Origin of the sequence: Streptantibioticus cattleyicolor NRRL 8057 = DSM 46488, assembly GCF_000240165.1 — a bacterium.
Taxonomy (GTDB): domain Bacteria; phylum Actinomycetota; class Actinomycetes; order Streptomycetales; family Streptomycetaceae; genus Streptantibioticus; species Streptantibioticus cattleyicolor.
In genome coordinates, this window is the sequence record NC_017586.1 from 162,086 (window position 1) to 181,006 (window position 18,921).

Annotated in this window: 2 protein-coding genes (1 of these 2 running past the window's edge); both read right to left on the bottom strand. The window is 71.6% G+C overall.

All coding sequences use genetic code 11. The features are described from left to right. Positions 1–5,868: the beginning of a type I polyketide synthase gene (locus tag SCATT_RS00625; RefSeq protein ID WP_014140913.1), read on the bottom strand. 12,510 nt of this gene lie to the left of the window's left edge; only the first 5,868 of its 18,378 coding nucleotides appear in the window; its start codon is at positions 5,866–5,868; its stop codon lies off the left edge, out of view. Further along, complete coding sequence (locus SCATT_RS00630) at positions 5,865–18,914, bottom strand: type I polyketide synthase (RefSeq protein ID WP_014140914.1); 13,050 nt, start codon at positions 18,912–18,914, stop codon at positions 5,865–5,867. The genes SCATT_RS00625 and SCATT_RS00630 overlap by 4 nt, the downstream gene beginning before the upstream one ends. Positions 18,915–18,921: the final 7 nt, after the last annotated feature.

The window sequence follows — 18,921 nt, forward strand, 5'->3', positions numbered from 1 at the left end:
GCCGGCGTCACCCGCCAGAGTCACTTTCGCCCCGAGCAGGGGGTGATCGACCTGTTCGAGGCCGCTGGCGGCCAGGTCGCCGGGCGCGGTCGCCGACACGGTCGGCCAGTAGCGCTGCCGCTGGAAGGCGTAGGTCGGCAGGCCGACCCGGCGCGCCCCGGTGCCGGCGAGGGCCGCGGACCAGTCCACGGTGAGCCCGGCCCGCCACGCGGCAGCCGTCGATCGCAGGAACGTCTCCGGGTCGTTCTCGCCGCGGCGCAGGGTCGTCAGCACGGTCGCCTCGACGCCGCGCTCCTCGGCGGTCTCCTCGATCGCGGGGGCCAGCAGCGGGTGCGGGGCCACCTCCAGCAGCACGCGGTACCCGTCGGCCAGCAGCACGGCGGCGGTGTCGTGGAACCGTACCGGCTGCACGAGGTTGGTGAACCAGTACCGGCCGTCGAGTTCGTCGCCGTCCACCCGGCGGGCGAACGTCGTGGAGTAGTACGGCACCGAGGCGGTGGCCGGGCGGATGTCGCTCAGGAGCGCGAGGAGCTCGTCCTCGACCACCGCCATGTCCGGGGAGTGCGTCGGGTAGTCCATCGGGACGGGACGCGCGCGGACACCGGCGGCCTCGTACTCGGCCCGCAGCGCGGCGACCCGGTCGAGCGGACCGGTCACGACGACCGATCGCGGACCGTTGATCGCGCTGACGTGCACGCCGGTCAGGCGTGCGACCTGGTCGCGCACCTGCTCGACCGGCAGCCCGACCCAGAGCGTGGCGTACCCGGTCACCTGGCCGGACACGCGCGCCCGCGCGGTCAGGACCCGGGCCGCGTCGGCGAGGGTGAGGATGCCGGCGATGTGCGCGGCCGCGACCTCTCCCACGGAGTGCGCGATGATCGCGGAGGGCACCACCCCTCGGGAGATCCACAACCGGGCGAGCGAGACCATGACCGCGAAGAGCGTCGGCTGGACGTGCTCGGCGTGCTCGAGGTCCACGCCGTCCGCGCCGGCCAGGAGATCGCGCAGGGTGTGGCCGTGCCAATCCACGTACGGCGCGAGCGCCGCCTCGCACTCCGCCATGGACGCGGCGAAGACCGGCGAGGAGTCCCACAGCCGCAGGGCCATCCCGGCGTACTGCCCGCCCTGGCCCGGGAACACGAACACCGGATCGGTGTCGCCGGAGCTGACGGGTCCGGTGACCGGGGTGGCGCCGGCCACCAGGTCATCCAGCCCGGACAGGAGTTCGGTGAGGTCGGAGCCGAGCACCACGGCCCGGTGATCCAGCGAGGAGCGGGTGGTGGCCAGTGAGAACGCCACGTCGGCCAGCTCCGCAGGGCCGGCCGCCCCGAGTGTCATGAGGTGCTCGCGCAACCGCACCGCCTGGCCGCGCAGCGCGGCTTCGCCGCGGCCGCTGAGCAGCAGCGGCAGCACCTGCGGCGCGTGGGACCGGTCCGCCGGTCCCCCCTCGGGTTCGGTGTCCGGGGCCTGCTCAACGATGACGTGCGCGTTGGTCCCGCTCGCCCCGAACGACGACACCGCTGCCCGTCGGGGACGCCCGGTCGTCGGCCACGGCCGGGCGTCGCCGAGCAGCCGGACCGTTCCGCTCTCCCAGTCGACGTGCTCCGAGGGCCGGTCCACGTGCAGGGTCTTCGGCAGCACACCGTGCCGGATCGCCATGATCATCTTGATGACGCTGCCGACCCCGGCCGCTGCCTGGGAGTGGCCGATGTTGGACTTGAGCGAGCCCAGCCAGAGGGGCTCGCCCTCCCCCCGGTGCCGGCCGTACACGGCCTGCAGCGCCTTGATCTCGATCGGGTCGCCGAGCACCGTGCCGGTGCCGTGCCCGTCCACCGCGTCCACCTCGTCGGGGCGCACGCCGGCGTTGGCCAGCGCCTGTCGAAGGACCCGCTGCTGGGCAAGGCCGTTGGGCGCGGTGAGGCCGTTGGAGGCACCGTCCTGGTTGACCGCCGAGCCACGGAGCACGGCCAGCACGCGGTGGCCGTTGCGGCGGGCATCGGAGAGCCGCTCCAGCACCAACAGGCCGGCGCCCTCGGCGAAACCGGTCCCATCGGCGCCCGCGCCGAACGCCTTGCAACGACCGTCGGCGGACAGCCCTTGCTTGTCGAACTCCTGGAGGTCGACCGGGGTCGCCATGACGGTGGCCCCGCCGGCCAGTGCCAGCGCGCACTCCCCGGAACGCAGCGCCTGCGCGGCCAGGTGCATCGCCACCAGCGAGGACGAGCAGGCCGTGTCGACCGTCAACGCCGGCCCCTCCAGGCCGAACTGGTAGGAGACCCGCCCGGCGAGCACCGCGGCGGAGGTCCCGGTGAGCAGGTAACCGTCGGCCAGCTCGGCGCTGCCTCGGAGCAGGTCCGCGTAGTCCTGGTCACTGGTGCCGGCGAACACACCGGTCTGGCTGCCCCGCACCGACTTCGGGTCGATCCCGGCCCGCTCCAGCGCTTCCCAGGTCAGTTCCAGCAACAGCCGCTGCTGCGGGTCCATCGAAGCCGCCTCGCGCGGCGAGATCCCGAAGAACCGCGCGTCGAACTGCGCAACGTCGTCGAGGAAGCCACCGCCGCGCACATGGGTGGCGCCCTGACGCGTCGGATCCGGGTGCAGCAAGGTGTCGAGGTCCCAGCCCCGGTCGGTCGGCAGCCCCGACACCGCGTCGCGCCCGCCGTCCACCAGTTCCCACAGCTGCTCCGGCGAGCCGACCCCACCCGGGTAGCGGCAGGCCATGCCGACCACGACGATCGGATCGTCGGCGAACGCGGCAAGGGGGACGGCCGTGCCGGGTTCCTCGTCAGCCGCGTCGGTCACCAGCCCGACCAGGTACGACGCGAGGGCCGCGGGGGTGGGGTGGTCGAAGGCCACGGTGCCGGCCAGCCGGAGATCGAGCGCCGCGTTCAGCCGGTCCCGCAGCTCCACCGCCGCGAGCGAGCTGAAGCCCAGGTCCTGGAAAGTGCTCTCCAGGTCGACCTCGGCCGGCGAGTCGAGGCCCAGCACCAAGGCGACCGAGGTCCGCATCAGATCGTTCACGACACGACGCTGGTCCACGACGGCCAGCACGTCCGTGACCCGGGCCTCGGCGCTCGGCTCGGGAACGGGGGCGGAAGGCGGGTCCGAGTGCGCCGGGGCGGCGGAGCCGTCGCGCGGCAGCCAGTGCCGATGCCTCTGGAAGGCGTAGGTCGGCAGGTCGACCCGCCGGCTCCCGTCGGGGAACAGCGCCGCCCAGCTCACCTCGCCGCCGCCGGTGAAGAGGCGACCGGCCGCGTCGAGCAGGGCAACGGCCTCGGGCCGGTCACGGCGGGAGGCGGCCACCGCCGTGACCCGCGGGTCGGTGGACAGGCATTCCCGGACCATGGCCGAGAGCACCGCGTCCGGCCCCAGCTCCAGGAAGCGGGTGACGCCTCGCTCGTGCAGGGTGGCCACCGCGTCGGCGAAACGCACCTGCTCGCGCGCCTGCCGGACCCAGTGCTCGGGGTCGCCGAGCGTGGCCGCGTCGGCCAGGGCACCGGTGAGGGTGGACACCACCGGGATGTCGGGCGCGCCGAAGGTGAGTCCGGCGACGACGGCCCGGAATTCCCCGAGCATCGGGTCCATCAGTGGCGAGTGGAACGCGTGGCTGGTCGTGAGCCGACGGGTCCGGTACCCGGCCGCGGTCAACCGGGCCACGACCTGTGCCACCGGTTCCTCCGCGCCGGACACCACGACCGAGTCGGGGCTGTTCACCGCGGCCACGGAGACCCCGTCCTCGGCCGCGATCAGCGGAGCCACCACGTCCGGGGCGGCGTTCACCGCGACCATGGCACCGCCGTCGGGCAGCGCCTGCATCAACCGGCCGCGCGCCACGACCATGCGTCCGGCGTCGGCGAGGGACAGCACGCCGGCCACGTGCGCGGCGCTGATCTCGCCGACCGAGTGACCGGCGACGAACTCGGGGCGGATGCCCCACGACTGGACGAGCCGGAACAGTGCGACCTCGAAGCAGAACAGCGCCGGCTGGGCGAATTCGGTGCGGTCCAGCAGTGGACCACCCTCCCACATCAGCTCGCGCAGCGATCGGCCCAGCAGCTCGTCGACCACCGCGCAGACCTCGTCCAGCGCCGCGTCGAACACCGGGTACCGCGCCGCCAGCTCTCGCCCCATTCCGGCGCGCTGGGCACCCTGCCCGGTGAAGACCATCGCCAGGCGGCCTTCCCTCGCCCGGTCGACGTGCACCGCGGGACTGTCCGTGCCGGCGGCCAGCGCGGACAGACCGGCCAGCAGGGCCGCTCTGTCCTCGGCGACCACCACGGCACGGTCGGCCAGCACGGCGCGGGTGGTGACCAGGCTTCGTCCGACGTCGGCCGGCTCCAGCTCCGGGTGGCGCTCGACGAAGGAGCGCAGCTCCTCGGCCTGACCGCGCAGCCCGGCGGCGCCCCGACCGGTCACCACGAACGGCCACGGACCGGTGCCGGCCCGCCCCGTCGGCACCGACGCGGCCTCGACCGGGTCATCGGGGGCCTGCTCCAGGATGACGTGCGCGTTGGTCCCGCTGATCCCGAACGACGACACCGCGACCCGCCGGGGACGGCCCCGGTCGGGCCACGGCCGCCGGTCGGCCAGGAGCCGGACCGTCCCCGCCGACCAGTCCACGTGGGAGGTCGGCCGCTGGGCGTGCAGCGTCCTGGGCAACTGCCCGTGGCGCATGGCCATGACCATCTTGATCACGCCGCCGACGCCGGCCGCCGCCTGCGCGTGTCCGATGTTCGACTTCAGCGATCCGATCCACAACGGCGTGTCCGCCGTTCGCTCCCGGCCGTAGGTGTCCAGCAGGGCCCGGGCCTCGATCGGGTCGCCCAGCCTCGTGCCGGTGCCGTGCGCCTCGACCGCGTCGATGTCGGTCGAGGCCACACCGGCGTTGGCCAGCGCGGCCCGGATCACCTGGCGCTGGGCGGCGCCGTTCGGCGCGGTGAGGCCGTTGGAGGCGCCGTCCTGGTTGAGGGCGGAGCCTGTCACGAGGGCCAGCACCTGGTGGCCGTTGCGCCGGGCGTCGGACAGCCGCTCGACCACGAGCACGCCGACGCCTTCCGCCCAGCCCATGCCATCGGCCTCGTCGCTGAATGCCTTGCACCGGCCGTCCGGGGCGATCCCGCGCTGCCGGGCGAACTCGATCAGCGAAGCCGGGCCCGACATGATCGTCGCCCCGCCGACCAGGGCAAGCGAGCACTCCCGCGAGCGCAGCGCCTGGGCGGCCAGGTGCAGCGCGACCAGCGAGGAGGAGCACGCCGTGTCCACGGTGACCGCGGGCCCCTGCAGACCGAACGCGTAGGACAGCCGTCCGGAGACGACGCTGGCGATGTTGCCGGTCAGCACGTAGCCCTCGTAGGCCGACGGCACGGTGCGCAGCGAGATGTGGTCCTGGTAGCTGACGCCGACGTACACGCCGGTCTGGCTTCCACGTACCGCGTCGGCGCTGATCCCGGCTCGTTCGAAGGCCTCCCACGAGGTCTCCAGGAGCAGCCGTTGATGCGGGTCCATCACGGTCGCTTCCCGAGGGGGGATGGCGAAGAACTCGTGGTCGAACAGGTCCGGCGACCGCAGGAAACCACCGCCCCGGGAGTAGGTCCGGCCCACCTTCCGGGGGTCGGGGTCGTAGAGCTCGTCCAGGTTCCAGCCGCGGTCCGTGGGGAAGCCGGACACCGCGTCGGTACCGTCGGCCACGAGCTGCCACAGGGCTTCGGGACTGTGGGCGTCACCCGGGTAGCGGCAGGCCATGCCGACGATGGCGATCGGCTCCCGGCTGCGCGCCTCGACGTCGCCGAGCCGCTGCCGGATCCGCTCGTTCTCCTTGAGTGCGTTGCGCAGCGCGTCAACGAGCTCGTTCATGGACGGGGTGGTCATGAGGTCGGCCCCTCCGCTCGGTCGCTCGCGTCGGCTCGGCCGTATGCGGCGCGTATGAGATCAGCCATGTCCATCGAGTCGATCGCGGTCGTGGGCCCGGCGCTGTCGGCCGGCTCGCCCTCGGGAACGGTCCCGACCAACCGGAGCAAGGCGTCCACCAGCCCGGCCTGCCTCAGCGTGGCGATCGGAATACGGTCGATGATCTTCTTCAGCCCTGCGTCGTCGACGCCCTCACCGGTCTCGCTCCCGTGGGCCCCGGCGTCCTCGCCGAACAGCTCGGCGTGGACCAGCTCGGCGACCGAGGCGGGCGTCGGGTAATCGAAGATCAGCGTGGCGGGTAGCTGCAAACCGGTCGCCACGCCGAGCCGGTTCCGGAACCGCAAGGCGGTGAGCGAGTCGAAACCGGATTCCTGGAAGCTGCGCCCTGACTCGACCGAGCTGACGTCAGGATGTCCGAGCACGGCCGCCACCGTGGCCCGGACGAGGTCGGTGATCGCATACGTCCGCTCGGTGGCGGGCAGGCCGACGAGCCGCTCGCGCACACCGGTGTCGGCCGCTCCGTCCGCCGGCCCTTCGGGGTCGTCCTTCCCCGCCTCGAGCAGCTCGGCGAGGAGTGACATCGATCGGGTGCCGGCGAGTTCGGTGGCGAACGAGGACCACTCGACGTCCACCACGACCACGGCCGTCTCGTCGCGGTCGATCACCTGGTCCATGGCCTGGACGGCGCGGCGCGGGTCCATCGCGCGCAGGCCGCGGGCCGCCAGTTGGTGCTCCACTCCTTCGCGGTCGGCGATCCCCGGGCCTTGCCAGAGTCCCCAGGCGATGGAGGTCCCGGTCAGACCGAGGGCCCTGCGGTGCGCGGCCAGTGCGTCCAACGAGCTGTTCGCGGCGGCGTAGTTGGCCTGGCCGGCCGGGCCGACCGTGCCGACGAACGACGAGAACAGGACGAAGTCGACGAGGTCGCGGTCCTTCGTCAGCTCGTGCAAGTGCCACGCGGCGGCCACCTTCGGGCGGAAGACCCGCTCGAAGCGTTCCGGGGTGAGCCGGTCGATGACGCCGTCGTCGAGCACGCCCGCGGTGTGCACGACCGTGGTCAGCGGATGTTCGGCCGGCCAGTCGGCCAGCAGGTCGGCGAGCTGCGCCCGATCGGCCACGTCGCAGGCGACCACCGACACCGAGGCGCCCTGCCCGGTCAGCTCGGCGGCCAGCTCGGCCGCGCCGGGTGCGGCCGGGCCACGACGGCTGGCCAGCACCAGGTGTCGCGCGCCGCGCCGGACGAGCCAGCGCGCCGCCTCCGCCCCGAGAGCGCCGGTGCCGCCGGTGATCAGAGCGCTGCGCTCGACGAGCGGCTGACGCGTCCGGGGCGCGGGTGCGGTGACCCGGGTCAGCCGGCGGCGGAACACCGCGCCGCCTCGCACCGCCAGCTCACTCTCGCCGTCTCCGAGCGCCCCGGCCAGCGCCGCCAGGTCCGCGGGGCCGACCTCGCGTGGCAGGTCGACGACGCCACCCCACGACACGGGTTGCTCCAACCCCGCGTGCCGGGCGAACCCCCACAGCGCGGCCTGCCGTGGCTGGGTGACGGCGTCTCCCGGCCGGACGACGACCGCGTCCTGGGTCACGCACCAGATCGGGGTCGACAAGCCGAGCCCGCTCACCGCCCGCACCAACGCGAGCGTGCCGCTCAGGCCGACCGGCACGGACACAGCGTCGGTGTCCTCGGCCGTGTCCATCGCCAACAACGACAAGATGCTCCCGGCCGGTTCGCCGTCCAGCGCCCTGACGAGCTCGTGACGGAGCGCCTCGGCATCCGCCGCTCGGGGGACGTCGAGGCGGCCGACCTGAACCCCTCGGGCGCTCAGCGCTGCGATGACCTGCCCGAGCCACGCCGGCTCGGCGCATTCCGCCGGCACCACGACCAGCCAACGGCCGGTGAGCGGTCGGTCCGATCCCTCGGTGGGGCGCCAGGTGACGCGGTACTGCCAGCCGGCCAGTGTCGCCTGCTGCCGGCTGCGCTCACGCCACGACGACAGGGCCGGGAGCACGGTGCCCAGTGAGGAGCGGCCAGCGTCGTCGGAGATGGCGAGCGCCGTGGTCAGTCCGTCGAGGTCGCCCTGGTCGACCATCTTCCAGAACCCGGTGTCGACCTCGGTGCCACGGGACGAGCGGCTGGGCGGCGTCTCGATCCAGTAATGGGTGTGCTGGAAGGCGTAGGTGGGCAGTCGCACCGGCTGCTGACCCGAGGGGAACAGCTCGGACCACCGCACGTCGACACCACCGACGAACGCCTCGGCGGCGTTGCGCAGGAATTCCCGCGCGTCGCCGTGGCCGCGGCGCAGCGTTCCGACCGTCGTGACCGACGTCCCCCTGGCCTCGGCGAGTTCCTGTATCGCATGGACGAGTACCGGGTGCGCGCCCACTTCGTGGAACGATCGATGCCCGTCGCTGAGCAGTTGGTCAACCACCTCCGCGAAACGCACCATCTCGCGCAGGTTCCGGTACCAGTAGTCGGCGTCGAGCTTGCGGCCGTCGAGCAATGAGCCGGTCACCGTCGAGTAGAACGGAACCGTGCCGGGCGAGCACTCGACCACCCCCAGCGTGTCGGCCAGCTCAGCCCGGACGACCTCTACTTCCGCCGAATGCGACCCGTAGTTGATCGGTACGCGCCGGACCCGCGCTCCCTCCGACTCCCAGACGGACAGGAGTTGATCGAGCTCGGCGGTGGCCCCGGAGACAACCGTGGACATCGGTCCGTTCACCGCGGCGACGCCGAGCGCGGGACAACCGGCCAGGCGTTCGCGCACCTCGTCCGCCGATCGGTTCAGCCAGCCCATGCCGCCCTGCGTCGCCAGACGCCGGAGCACCCGAGATCGCAGGGACACGACGCGCGCGCCTTCGGTCAGCGACAACGCCTCCGCCGCCACGGCGGCGGCGAACTCACCTTGGGAGTGCCCGACGACAGCCGAGGGTCGCACGCCGAGCGATGCCCACAGCCGGGACAACGAAACCCCGACCGCGAACAGCGCCGGCTGGACGACGTCGTCCCGGTCGAGGCTCGGCGCGCCCGGCACCCCGGCGAGCACGTCCCACAACGAGAAACCGTCCCAGTCGACCCATGGCGCCAACGCCTCGTCGCAGGTCCGCATCAGCTCCGCGAACGTCGGACTGCTCTTCCACAGCTCGATGCCCATCCCGAGCCACTGGCCCCCCTGCCCGGGGAAGACGAAGACCGGGCCGTCGTGGTCGGTTTCACCGGCTCCCGCCACCACCAGGGCCGAGTTCTCCGACTGGCCCGCCGCGATCGCGTCCAGGCCGGCCAGCAGCTCATGGCGGTTCTCCGCGATCACCACGGCTCGGTGGGGATGCGGGGCCCCGCGGCTGGTCAGTGCCGCGCCGAACCCGGCCACGTCGGTGTCCGGTGAGTCGGCCAGCGCGGCCCGCAGCCGGGTCGCCTGGCCGGCCAACGCCGCCCATCCCCGGCCTGACACCGGGAAGGCGGAGACTCCGAGCCGCGTCACGGCGTCCGAGTGCCCGGCCGCCGGCTGCTCCGGCGCCTGCTCGAGGATGACGTGCGCGTTCGTGCCACTGATGCCGAACGAGGAAACACCGGCACGGCGGGGCCGACCGGTCCGCGGCCAGTCGTGGTTCCGGTCCAGCAGAGCGACGGCCCCCTGCGACCAGTCGACGAACGGCGAGGGCCGCTCGGCGTGCAACGTCCGCGGCAGGACGCCGTGACGCATCGCCATGACCATCTTGATGACGCCGCCGACCCCGGCGGCAGCCTGGGTGTGCCCGATGTTCGACTTCAGCGAACCCAGCCACAGCGGGGTTTCGCGGTCCTGGCCGTAGGTGGCCAGCAGCGCCTGGGCTTCGATCGGGTCGCCGAGCTTGGTGCCGGTGCCGTGCCCTTCGACCACATCGACGTTCGACGGGGTCAGACCGGCCGAGGCCAGCGCCTGGCGGATGACCCGCTGCTGCGAGAGACCGTTCGGGGCGGTCAGGCCGTTCGACGCGCCGTCGGAGTTCACCGCGGAGCCCTTGAGCACCGCGAGTACCTGGTGGCCTTGTCGGCGTGCGTCCGACAACCGCTCGAGCACCACGAGGCCGACACCCTCGGCCCAGCCGGTGCCGTCCGCGCCCGCGCCGAACGCGCGGCACCGGCCGTCCGGGGACAAGGCCCGCTGGTGACCCAGGTCGACGAAGGTCATCGGGGTGGACATCACCGTGACCCCGCCGGCCAGCGCGAGCGAGCACTCGCCCGACCGCAGTGCTTGTGCGGCCAGGTGGAGTGCCACCAGTGACGACGAGCACGCGGTGTCGACCGAGACGGCAGGCCCCTCCAGGCCGAACTGGTACGCCACCCGCCCCGAGAGCACGCTGCCCGCGCTACCGGTCAGAACCGCTCCGCTGAGCTGGTCCGGAACCAGGTCCACCGCCGGCGCGTAGTCGTGGTACATGACACCGGCGAACACCCCGGTCCGGCTGCCGCGCAGTGAGTCCGCGTCGATACCCGCACGCTCGAAAGCCTCCCAGGCAACCTCCAGCAACAACCGCTGCTGCGGATCCATCGCCGTCGCCTCACGGGGCGAGATCCCGAAGAACCCGGCATCGAACTCACCCGCGTCGTGCAGGAACCCGCCACCCCGCGCATACGTCGTCCCCGGATGATCCGGATCCGCGTGATACAACCCCTCCACGTCCCAGCCACGCGACTCCGGAAAACCGGTGATCCCCTCCCTGCCCTCGACCACCAGCGACCACAAGTCCTCCGGAGAACCCACCCCACCCGGATAACGACATGCCATCCCGACGATCACCACAGGATCATCGGGATCGCCCGCCGGCGAACTCGTCGTGTCCGCTGTCCCGCCGCTCGGGGTGAGTTCGCCGGACAAGTGGTCGGCGAGGGCCCGTGGGGTCGGGTAGTCGAACACGGCCGTGGTCCCCAGGCGCGATCCCGTGACCGCGTTGAGCCGGTTGCGCAGCTCGATGGCGGTGAGCGAGTCGAGTCCGAATTCCTTGAAGGTGCGGTCGGCACCGATCGAGTCCCGCCCGTCGTAACCGAGGACTCGCCCCGCCTCCGCGCGCACCAACTCCAGCAGTCGCCCAGGACGGGATGTCACCTCCTCTCCGACGCGGCGCGGTCCGTCCGGACGGCCCGGTACGGCCGCTGGGCGAGCCGGGCGCGGCGCGCTCGTGGTCAGTTCGCGGAGCAGCGGGTGGGCGTTCCCGCCGTCCGTGGCGGAGGCGGTGTCCAGCCGCAGTGGTACGAGCAGCGGCTCGCTCCGCCGAAGAGCGGCGTCGAAGAGTGTTAGCCCCTCGGTTTCGGACAACGTCGCTATTCCGGAGCGAGCCATCCGGTTGAGGTCGCCGGCGCTGAGCGCCGCCGCCATACCGCCCCGCTGGTCCCACAGTCCCCACGCCAGCGACATCGCCGGGAGTCCGAGTCGGGCGCGATGGTGGGCGAGCGCGTCGAGGTAGGTGTTGGCGGCGGCGTAGTTGGCCTGGCCCGCCGCGCCGATCAGGCCCGATATGGAGGAGTACAGCACGAACGCCGACAGCGGCATGTCGGCGGTGAGCTCGTGCAGGTTCTTCGCCGCCACCGCCTTCGGACCCATGACCGCGTCGAGGCGCTGCGGACTCAGCTCGGTGAGCACGCCGTCGTCGAGCACGCCGGCCGTGTGGACCACAGCGGTGAGGGGTCGATCGGCGGGCAGCCCGCGAAGCACCGCGGCGAGTTCGGCGCGGTCGGCGACATCGCAGGCTTCGGCTCGCACGTCCACACCCAGCGCGGTCAGCTCGGCCACCAAGGCGCGTGCCTCGGGCGTGGCGGGGCCGCTCCTGCTGACCAGCAGCATGCTCGTCACTTCGTGCTCGGTGGCCAGGTGCCGCGCGAGCAGCCGGCCGAGTCGGCCGAACGCCCCGGTCAGCAGCACGGTTCCGCGCTCGGGTATCGGCTTCTCGGCGGCGGGGTGCGGGCCGGGGTCCACGGGCAGGCGCGTGAGGCGCGGGACACGAACGCCCTCGGCGGACAGAGCCAGCTGCGGCTCCCCCGTGGCCACCGCGGCGGCGAGCCGTCGGGCCCCCTCACTGCCCGGCGCCACGTCGACGAGCACGATACGGCCGGGGTGCTCGGACTGCGCGGTACGCAGCAGACCCCACACCGGCGCGTTGTCGAGATCGAGGCGCCCGTTGCCCCCCGTGGCGACGGCACCGGTGGTGACGACGACCAGTGGCGCGTCGGCCATCGTCCCGTCGGCCAGCCAGTCCTGTACCAGTCGCAGGACGCGGTGCGGGCCGCCGACGTCCGTGACGTCGGTCGGGGGAACCACGGTGATCACCGTGGACGGCGTCGGGGCCCCGGCCGCCATCGCGGCCCGCAGCGCGGAGAGGTCCGAGTACCGGTCGAGCGGTGAGCCGTCACCGGTCAGCTCGGCACCGAGGTCGTGCGGGTCCTCCCCCACCATCGCCCAGTGACCGGTGCCGGGGTGGGCGCCGACCTCCTTCGGCAGCCACGACAGCCGGAACAGCGCCGCCTCGCTCCGATCCGCCGGCGGAGTGCGTGGAGCGTCGGGCGCAGGCCGCAGCACCAGCGAGTCGATCGACGCGACCGGGTTGCCTTCGAGGTCGGTGAGCATCATGGCCACCGAGTCGGCGCCGGTCCTCGAGATGCGGGCCCGCAAGGCGGGCGGGGCCGCGGTGTGCACGGTGACACCGCTCCACGCGAACGGCACCAATGTCTCGTCCGCGGTCTCGAACAGGCCTACCAGCGCGGCCTGGATGGCGGCGTCCAGGAGTGCGGGATGCAGGTCGAACCCGGGACCGCTGTCTCCCGCCGCCTCGTCCAGGACGATGTCGGCGAACACCTCGCCGTCGCCGCGTCGGACGGCTCGCAGTCCTCGGAACGCCGGCCCGTAGTCGTACCCCCGGCGGGTGAGCCCGGCGTATGCGGCGGCGATGGCGATCGGCTGTGCATCGGGACCGGCCTCGCCGTTCGGGCCGGTTCCGGACGCCGGTCCGACCGACGGGAGCCCGGCAGGCGGGGCAACGGTGCCTTCGGCGTGCCGGGTCCAGGTGCCGTTCCCGGCGGTGTCCGCCGTTCGGGACAGCACGCGCAGTGCACGGCGACCGGTGCCGTCCGGCGCGTCGATCACCACCTGGAGCTGGGTGTCGCCGTGCTCCGGCACGACCAGGGGGGCGCGCACGACGAGCTCTTCCACCGGGCCGGCGCCGGTTCGCCGCGCGGCGTGCAAGGCCAGGGCCAGAAACCCGGTTCCGGGAAGGATCGGGGTGCCCAGCACCACGTGGTCGGCCAGCCACGGTTGCCGGTTCACCGACAGTCGGCCGGTCAGTACGAGCGCGCCGGCATCGCCCAGCGGCATCTCGGCGCGCAGGAAGGGATGATCGACCGGCTCCAGGCCGACGGCGGCGAGGTCGGTGTCCGGGCGGGAGGGGGGTTCCAGCCAGTAGTGTTGGCGTTGGAAGGCGTAGGTGGGCAGTTCGGTGTGGCGGGCGCCGGTCCCGGTGAACACCTCCGGCCAGTTCACCGCCACCCCGGCGGTGAACAACGCACCCAGCCCCGCCAGCACCGACTCGACCTCACCATGACCATGCCGCAGACCAGGCACCGCCGTGATCTCCTGGCCGTCCAGACACTCCCGCACCGCCCCGGTCAGCACCGCGTCCGGACCCAGCTCCACAAACCGCGTCACACCCCGCTCACGCAACCCCATGACGGTGTCGGCGAACCGAACCGTGTCACGCACATGCCGCACCCAATACTCCGGATCCGCCACCGCCTCGTTCACGGTCCCGATACACGGCGGCTGAAAAGCCAACCCGGCCACCACCGCACGGAAATCCTCCAGCATCGGCTCCATCAACGGCGAATGGAACGCATGACTCACCACCAGCCGTTTCGTCCGGCACCCCCGCCCCGACAACCGCCGCACCACCCGCTCGACCGCGGACTCCGCCCCCGACACCACCACCGACACCGGACTGTTCACCGCGGCGATCGACACCCGACCACCCAACTCGGCCACCACCGGCGCCACCACGTCCTCACCCGCGGCAACCGCCACCATCACCCCACCAGACGCCAGCCCCTGCATCAACCGGCCCCGCGCGGTCACCAACGCACAGGCATCCGCCAGCGACAACACCCCCGACACATGAGCCGCCGCCACCTCCCCCACCGAATGACCGGTCACAAAATCCGGAACCACACCCCACGACCCGAACAACCGGAACAACGCCACCTCAACCGCGAACAACGCCGGCTGCGCGACCTCCGTCGAATCCAGCAGACCCCCCGCACCGCCCTCACCGAAAACAGCCGCCCTCACCACCGGATCCAGCAACCCGCACACCTGATCAAAAGCAGCCGCGAACACCGGGAACCGCCCATACAACTCCCGGCCCATACCCACCCGCTGCGAACCCTGACCGGTGAACACCACCGCCACCCGGCCCCCACCCGCCACACCAGAACCACACCCCACACCGGACCCACCCCCGGCAACAACCGCCAGCCGATCCAGCAACTGCTCCCGCCCCGACGCAACCACAACCGCCCGATGCCCATGCACAGCACGATCAGCCGTCAACGAATACGCAACATCCGCCAACGCCACACCCGGCCGCTCCACCACGAACGACCGCAACCGAGCAGCCTGACCACACAACGCCCCCACCCCACGACCCGACAACACAAACGGCAACACGGGCAGTTCACGCGTAGCTGTCCGCGTCGGCCGCCGATCGGCCGTTGCTGGTTCATTCGGTGCTTGCTCCAGAATGACGTGTGCGTTCGTCCCGCTGATGCCGAACGAGGACACTCCGGCTCGCCGGGGCCGGCCGGTGTCCGGCCATTCTCGTGACCGGGTCAGCAACGCCACCCCGCCGGAAGACCAATCCACCTCGGTCGAGGGGTCCTCGGCGAACAGGGTGCTGGGCAGGAACCGGTGCCGCAGCGCCATCACCATTTTGATGACCCCGGCAACGCCCGCCGCCGCCTGCGGGTGTCCGATGTTCGCTTTCACCGATCCGAGCCACAGGGGTGAGCCGTCGGTGTGCTCCCGCCCGTAGGTTGCCAGTAGTGCCTGTGCTTCGATCGGGTCCCCGAGTCGAGTGCCCGTGCCATGTCCTTCCACCACATCGACATCGGCGGCCGTCAGCCCTGCGTTGGCCAGCGCCTGCCGGATCAGCCGCTGCTGCGATGGTCCGTTCGGGGCCGTCAGTCCGTTCGAGGCCCCGTCCTGGTTCACGGCCGAACCCGCCAGCAGCGCGAGCACCCGGTGCCCGTTGCGCCGCGCGTCGGACAACCGTTCCAGCACCACCAGGCCCACGCCTTCGGACCACCCGGTGCCGTCCGCGCCCGCGCCGAACGACCGGCACCGGCCGTCCGGGGACAATCCACGCTGCCGCGCGAACTCCGTGAGGATCATCGGAGTGCCCATGACCGCGACACCGCCGGCCAGCGCGAGCGAGCACTCGCCCGACCGCAGTGCTTGTGCGGCCAGGTGAAGTGCCACCAACGATGACGAACAGGCCGTGTCGACCGTTGTCGCGGGCCCCTCGAGGCCGAACTGGTACGCGATGCGCCCGGAGAGGACCCCGGGCGTGGTACCGGTGAGCAGGTATCCGGCGGCGTCAGTTCCTACCGCGCCGTATCCGTGCGGTGTCGCCCCTACCACCACCCCGGTCCGGGTGCCGCGCAGTGAGTCCGCGTCGATACCCGCACGCTCGAAAGCCTCCCAGGCAACCTCCAGCAACAACCGCTGCTGCGGATCCATCGCCGTCGCCTCACGGGGCGAGATCCCGAAGAACCCGGCATCGAACTCACCCGCGTCGTGCAGGAACCCGCCACCCCGCGCATACGTCGTCCCCGGATGATCCGGATCCGCGTGATACAACCCCTCCACGTCCCAGCCACGCGACTCCGGAAAACCGGTGATCCCCTCCCTGCCCTCGACCACCAGCGACCACAAGTCCTCCGGAGAACCCACCCCACCCGGATAACGGCAAGCCATCCCGACGATCACCACAGGATCATCGGGATCGGCGATCGACGCAGCCTGGGTGTCGACAACGGCATCCGCGCCCAACACCACTGATTGCAAGTGGTCGATGAGGACAGCGGGGGTGGGGTAATCGAAGATCACCGAACTCGGTAGCGTGATCTCCAGGGCGCGCGAGAGCCGGTCCCGCAGTTCGGCGGACATCAAGGAATCGAAGCCCAGATCCCTGAACGTCTGGCCGAGTGCGCCCTCACCGAGCACGCCGCCGCCGAGAGTGGCTGTGATGTGCGCGCGAGCCAGCTCCGTCATCCGGTACGTGCGCTCGGTCTCACCGAGCCTCCGCAGCTCACTCACGAGAGCCGGCGTCTCCACCGATGTCTTCTCGTCGTCGAGCGGCATGCCGAGCCAGTAGTGTTGGCGTTGGAAGGCGTAGGTGGGCAGTTCGGTGTGGCGGGCGCCGGTCCCGGTGAACACCTCCGGCCAGTTCACCGCCACCCCGGCGGTGAACAACGCACCCAGCCCCGCCAGCACCGACTCGACCTCACCATGACCATGCCGCAGACCAGGCACCGCCGTGATCTCCTGGCCGTCCAGACACTCCCGCACCGCCCCGGTCAGCACCGCGTCCGGACCCAGCTCCACAAACCGCGTCACACCCCGCTCACGCAACCCCATGACGGTGTCGGCGAACCGAACCGTGTCACGCACATGCCGCACCCAATACTCCGGATCCGCCACCGCCTCGTTCACGGTCCCGATACACGGCGGCTGAAAAGCCAACCCGGCCACCACCGCACGGAAATCCTCCAGCATCGGCTCCATCAACGGCGAATGGAACGCATGACTCACCACCAGCCGTTTCGTCCGGCACCCCCGCCCCGACAACCGCCGCACCACCCGCTCGACCGCGGACTCCGCCCCCGACACCACCACCGACACCGGACTGTTCACCGCGGCGATCGACACCCGACCACCCAACTCGGCCACCACCGGCGCCACCACGTCCTCACCCGCGGCAACCGCCACCATCACCCCACCAGACGCCAGCCCCTGCATCAACCGGCCCCGCGCGGTCACCAACGCACAGGCATCCGCCAGCGACAACACCCCCGACACATGAGCCGCCGCCACCTCCCCCACCGAATGACCGGTCACAAAATCCGGAACCACACCCCACGACCCGAACAACCGGAACAACGCCACCTCAACCGCGAACAACGCCGGCTGCGCGACCTCCGTCGAATCCAGCAGACCCCCCGCACCGCCCTCACCGAAAACAGCCGCCCTCACCACCGGATCCAGCAACCCGCACACCTGATCAAAAGCAGCCGCGAACACCGGGAACCGCCCATACAACTCCCGGCCCATACCCACCCGCTGCGAACCCTGACCGGTGAACACCACCGCCACCCGGCCCCCACCCGCCACACCAGAACCACACCCCACACCGGACCCACCCCCGGCAACAACCGCCAGCCGATCCAGCAACTGCTCCCGCCCCGACGCAACCACAACCGCCCGATGCCCATGCACAGCACGATCAGCCGTCAACGAATACGCAACATCCGCCAACGCCACACCCGGCCGCTCCACCACGAACGACCGCAACCGAGCAGCCTGACCACACAACGCCCCCACCCCACGACCCGACAACACAAACGGCAACACCGCCGGTGACCGCCCGGAGTCCGCTTCGCCGGTCTCAGGATTCCCGCGCGGGGCGGTCGAGCCGGGGGGGACATCACTGATGACCAGGTGACAGTTGGTGCCGCCCATTCCGAAGGAACTGACGCCGGCGATCAAGGGGCTGTCGGGCGCTTCCCACGAACCGAGGCCCTGCTGCACTCGAAGATTGAGTTCGTCCAGCGCGATCTCGGGGTTCGCCAGCTCGAAATTGAGGCTGGCGGGGAGTTGGCGGTGGCGGATCGACATCACCACTTTGATGAGGCCCGCGATCCCCGCGGCAGCCCCCAGATGCCCCAGATTCGTCTTGACCGATCCGACGGGCAGCGGTCGCGTTCGCGGCCGGGCGGAGCCGACAACGGCACCGAGCGCCGAGGCCTCCACAGGGTCGCCGGCGGGTGTCCCCGTTCCGTGCAACTCGACGTATTGGAGTTGTTCGGCACTGATGCGAGCGCGCTCGTGAGCGCGGCGCAGGACGTCTCGTTGCGCGAGCTCATCAGGCTGGGTCAGGGCGTGGCCGTTGCCGCCGTGATTCACCGCGCTCCCGAGAATCACGCATTGCGGGGTGTCACCGTCGGCCAGGGCGTCCTCGAGCCTCTTGAGTACGACCAGACCACCGCCTTCGCCTGGTACGTAACCGTTCGCGCGAGCGTCGAAGGTGTAGCAACGGCCGTCCGGTGACAGTGGCCCCCAACGGTCCGCGATGTCCACGGACTCCGGCAGCAGGTTGAGCTGCACGCCGCCCGCGACGGCGAGGTCCGACTCACCGGTGAGCAGACTCTGGCAGGCCAGGTGAACGGCGACCAGCGATGAGGATTGACCGCTGTCGATGCCCACACTGGGCCCGCGCACGTCCAGGAAGTGGGAGAGCCGGTTGGCGATCACCGCACGTTCGATGCCGGGGTAGGTGTGCTGGGTCGCCGCGGCGGAACCGTTGCGGTGCACGAGATGGGCGTAGTCGTCGGCGAAGGCACCCACGAAGACACCGAGTCGGCCGCCGCGTACGCTGTCCGGCACGATCCCCGCGTCCTCCAGCGCCTCCCATCCCAGCTCCAGCACGAGTCGCTGCTGCGGGTCGACGGACGCCGCCTCCCGGGCGGAAATACCGAAGAACTCGGCATCGAACTCGTCGACGGCGTCGAGGAACCCGCCCCAGGGGGGCGCGACCGTCCTGCTCGAGCCACGACGTCCGGGCGGGCGCTCGGTGATCGCGTGACGTCCCTCGGCCAGGAGGCGCCACAGTTGCCGAGGCCCATCAGCGCCGGGGAAACGGCAGGACGCACCAACCACCGCGATGTTGTCACCTTGGGCCCGGACATCCACCCGGATCGTCCCCTTCCACATCTCACAT

Coding starts and splice junctions, on each gene's coding strand:
- SCATT_RS00630 (WP_014140914.1), bottom strand. CDS start 18,914: ATGTGGAAGGGGACGATCCGGGTGGATGTCCGGGCCCAAGGTGACAAC.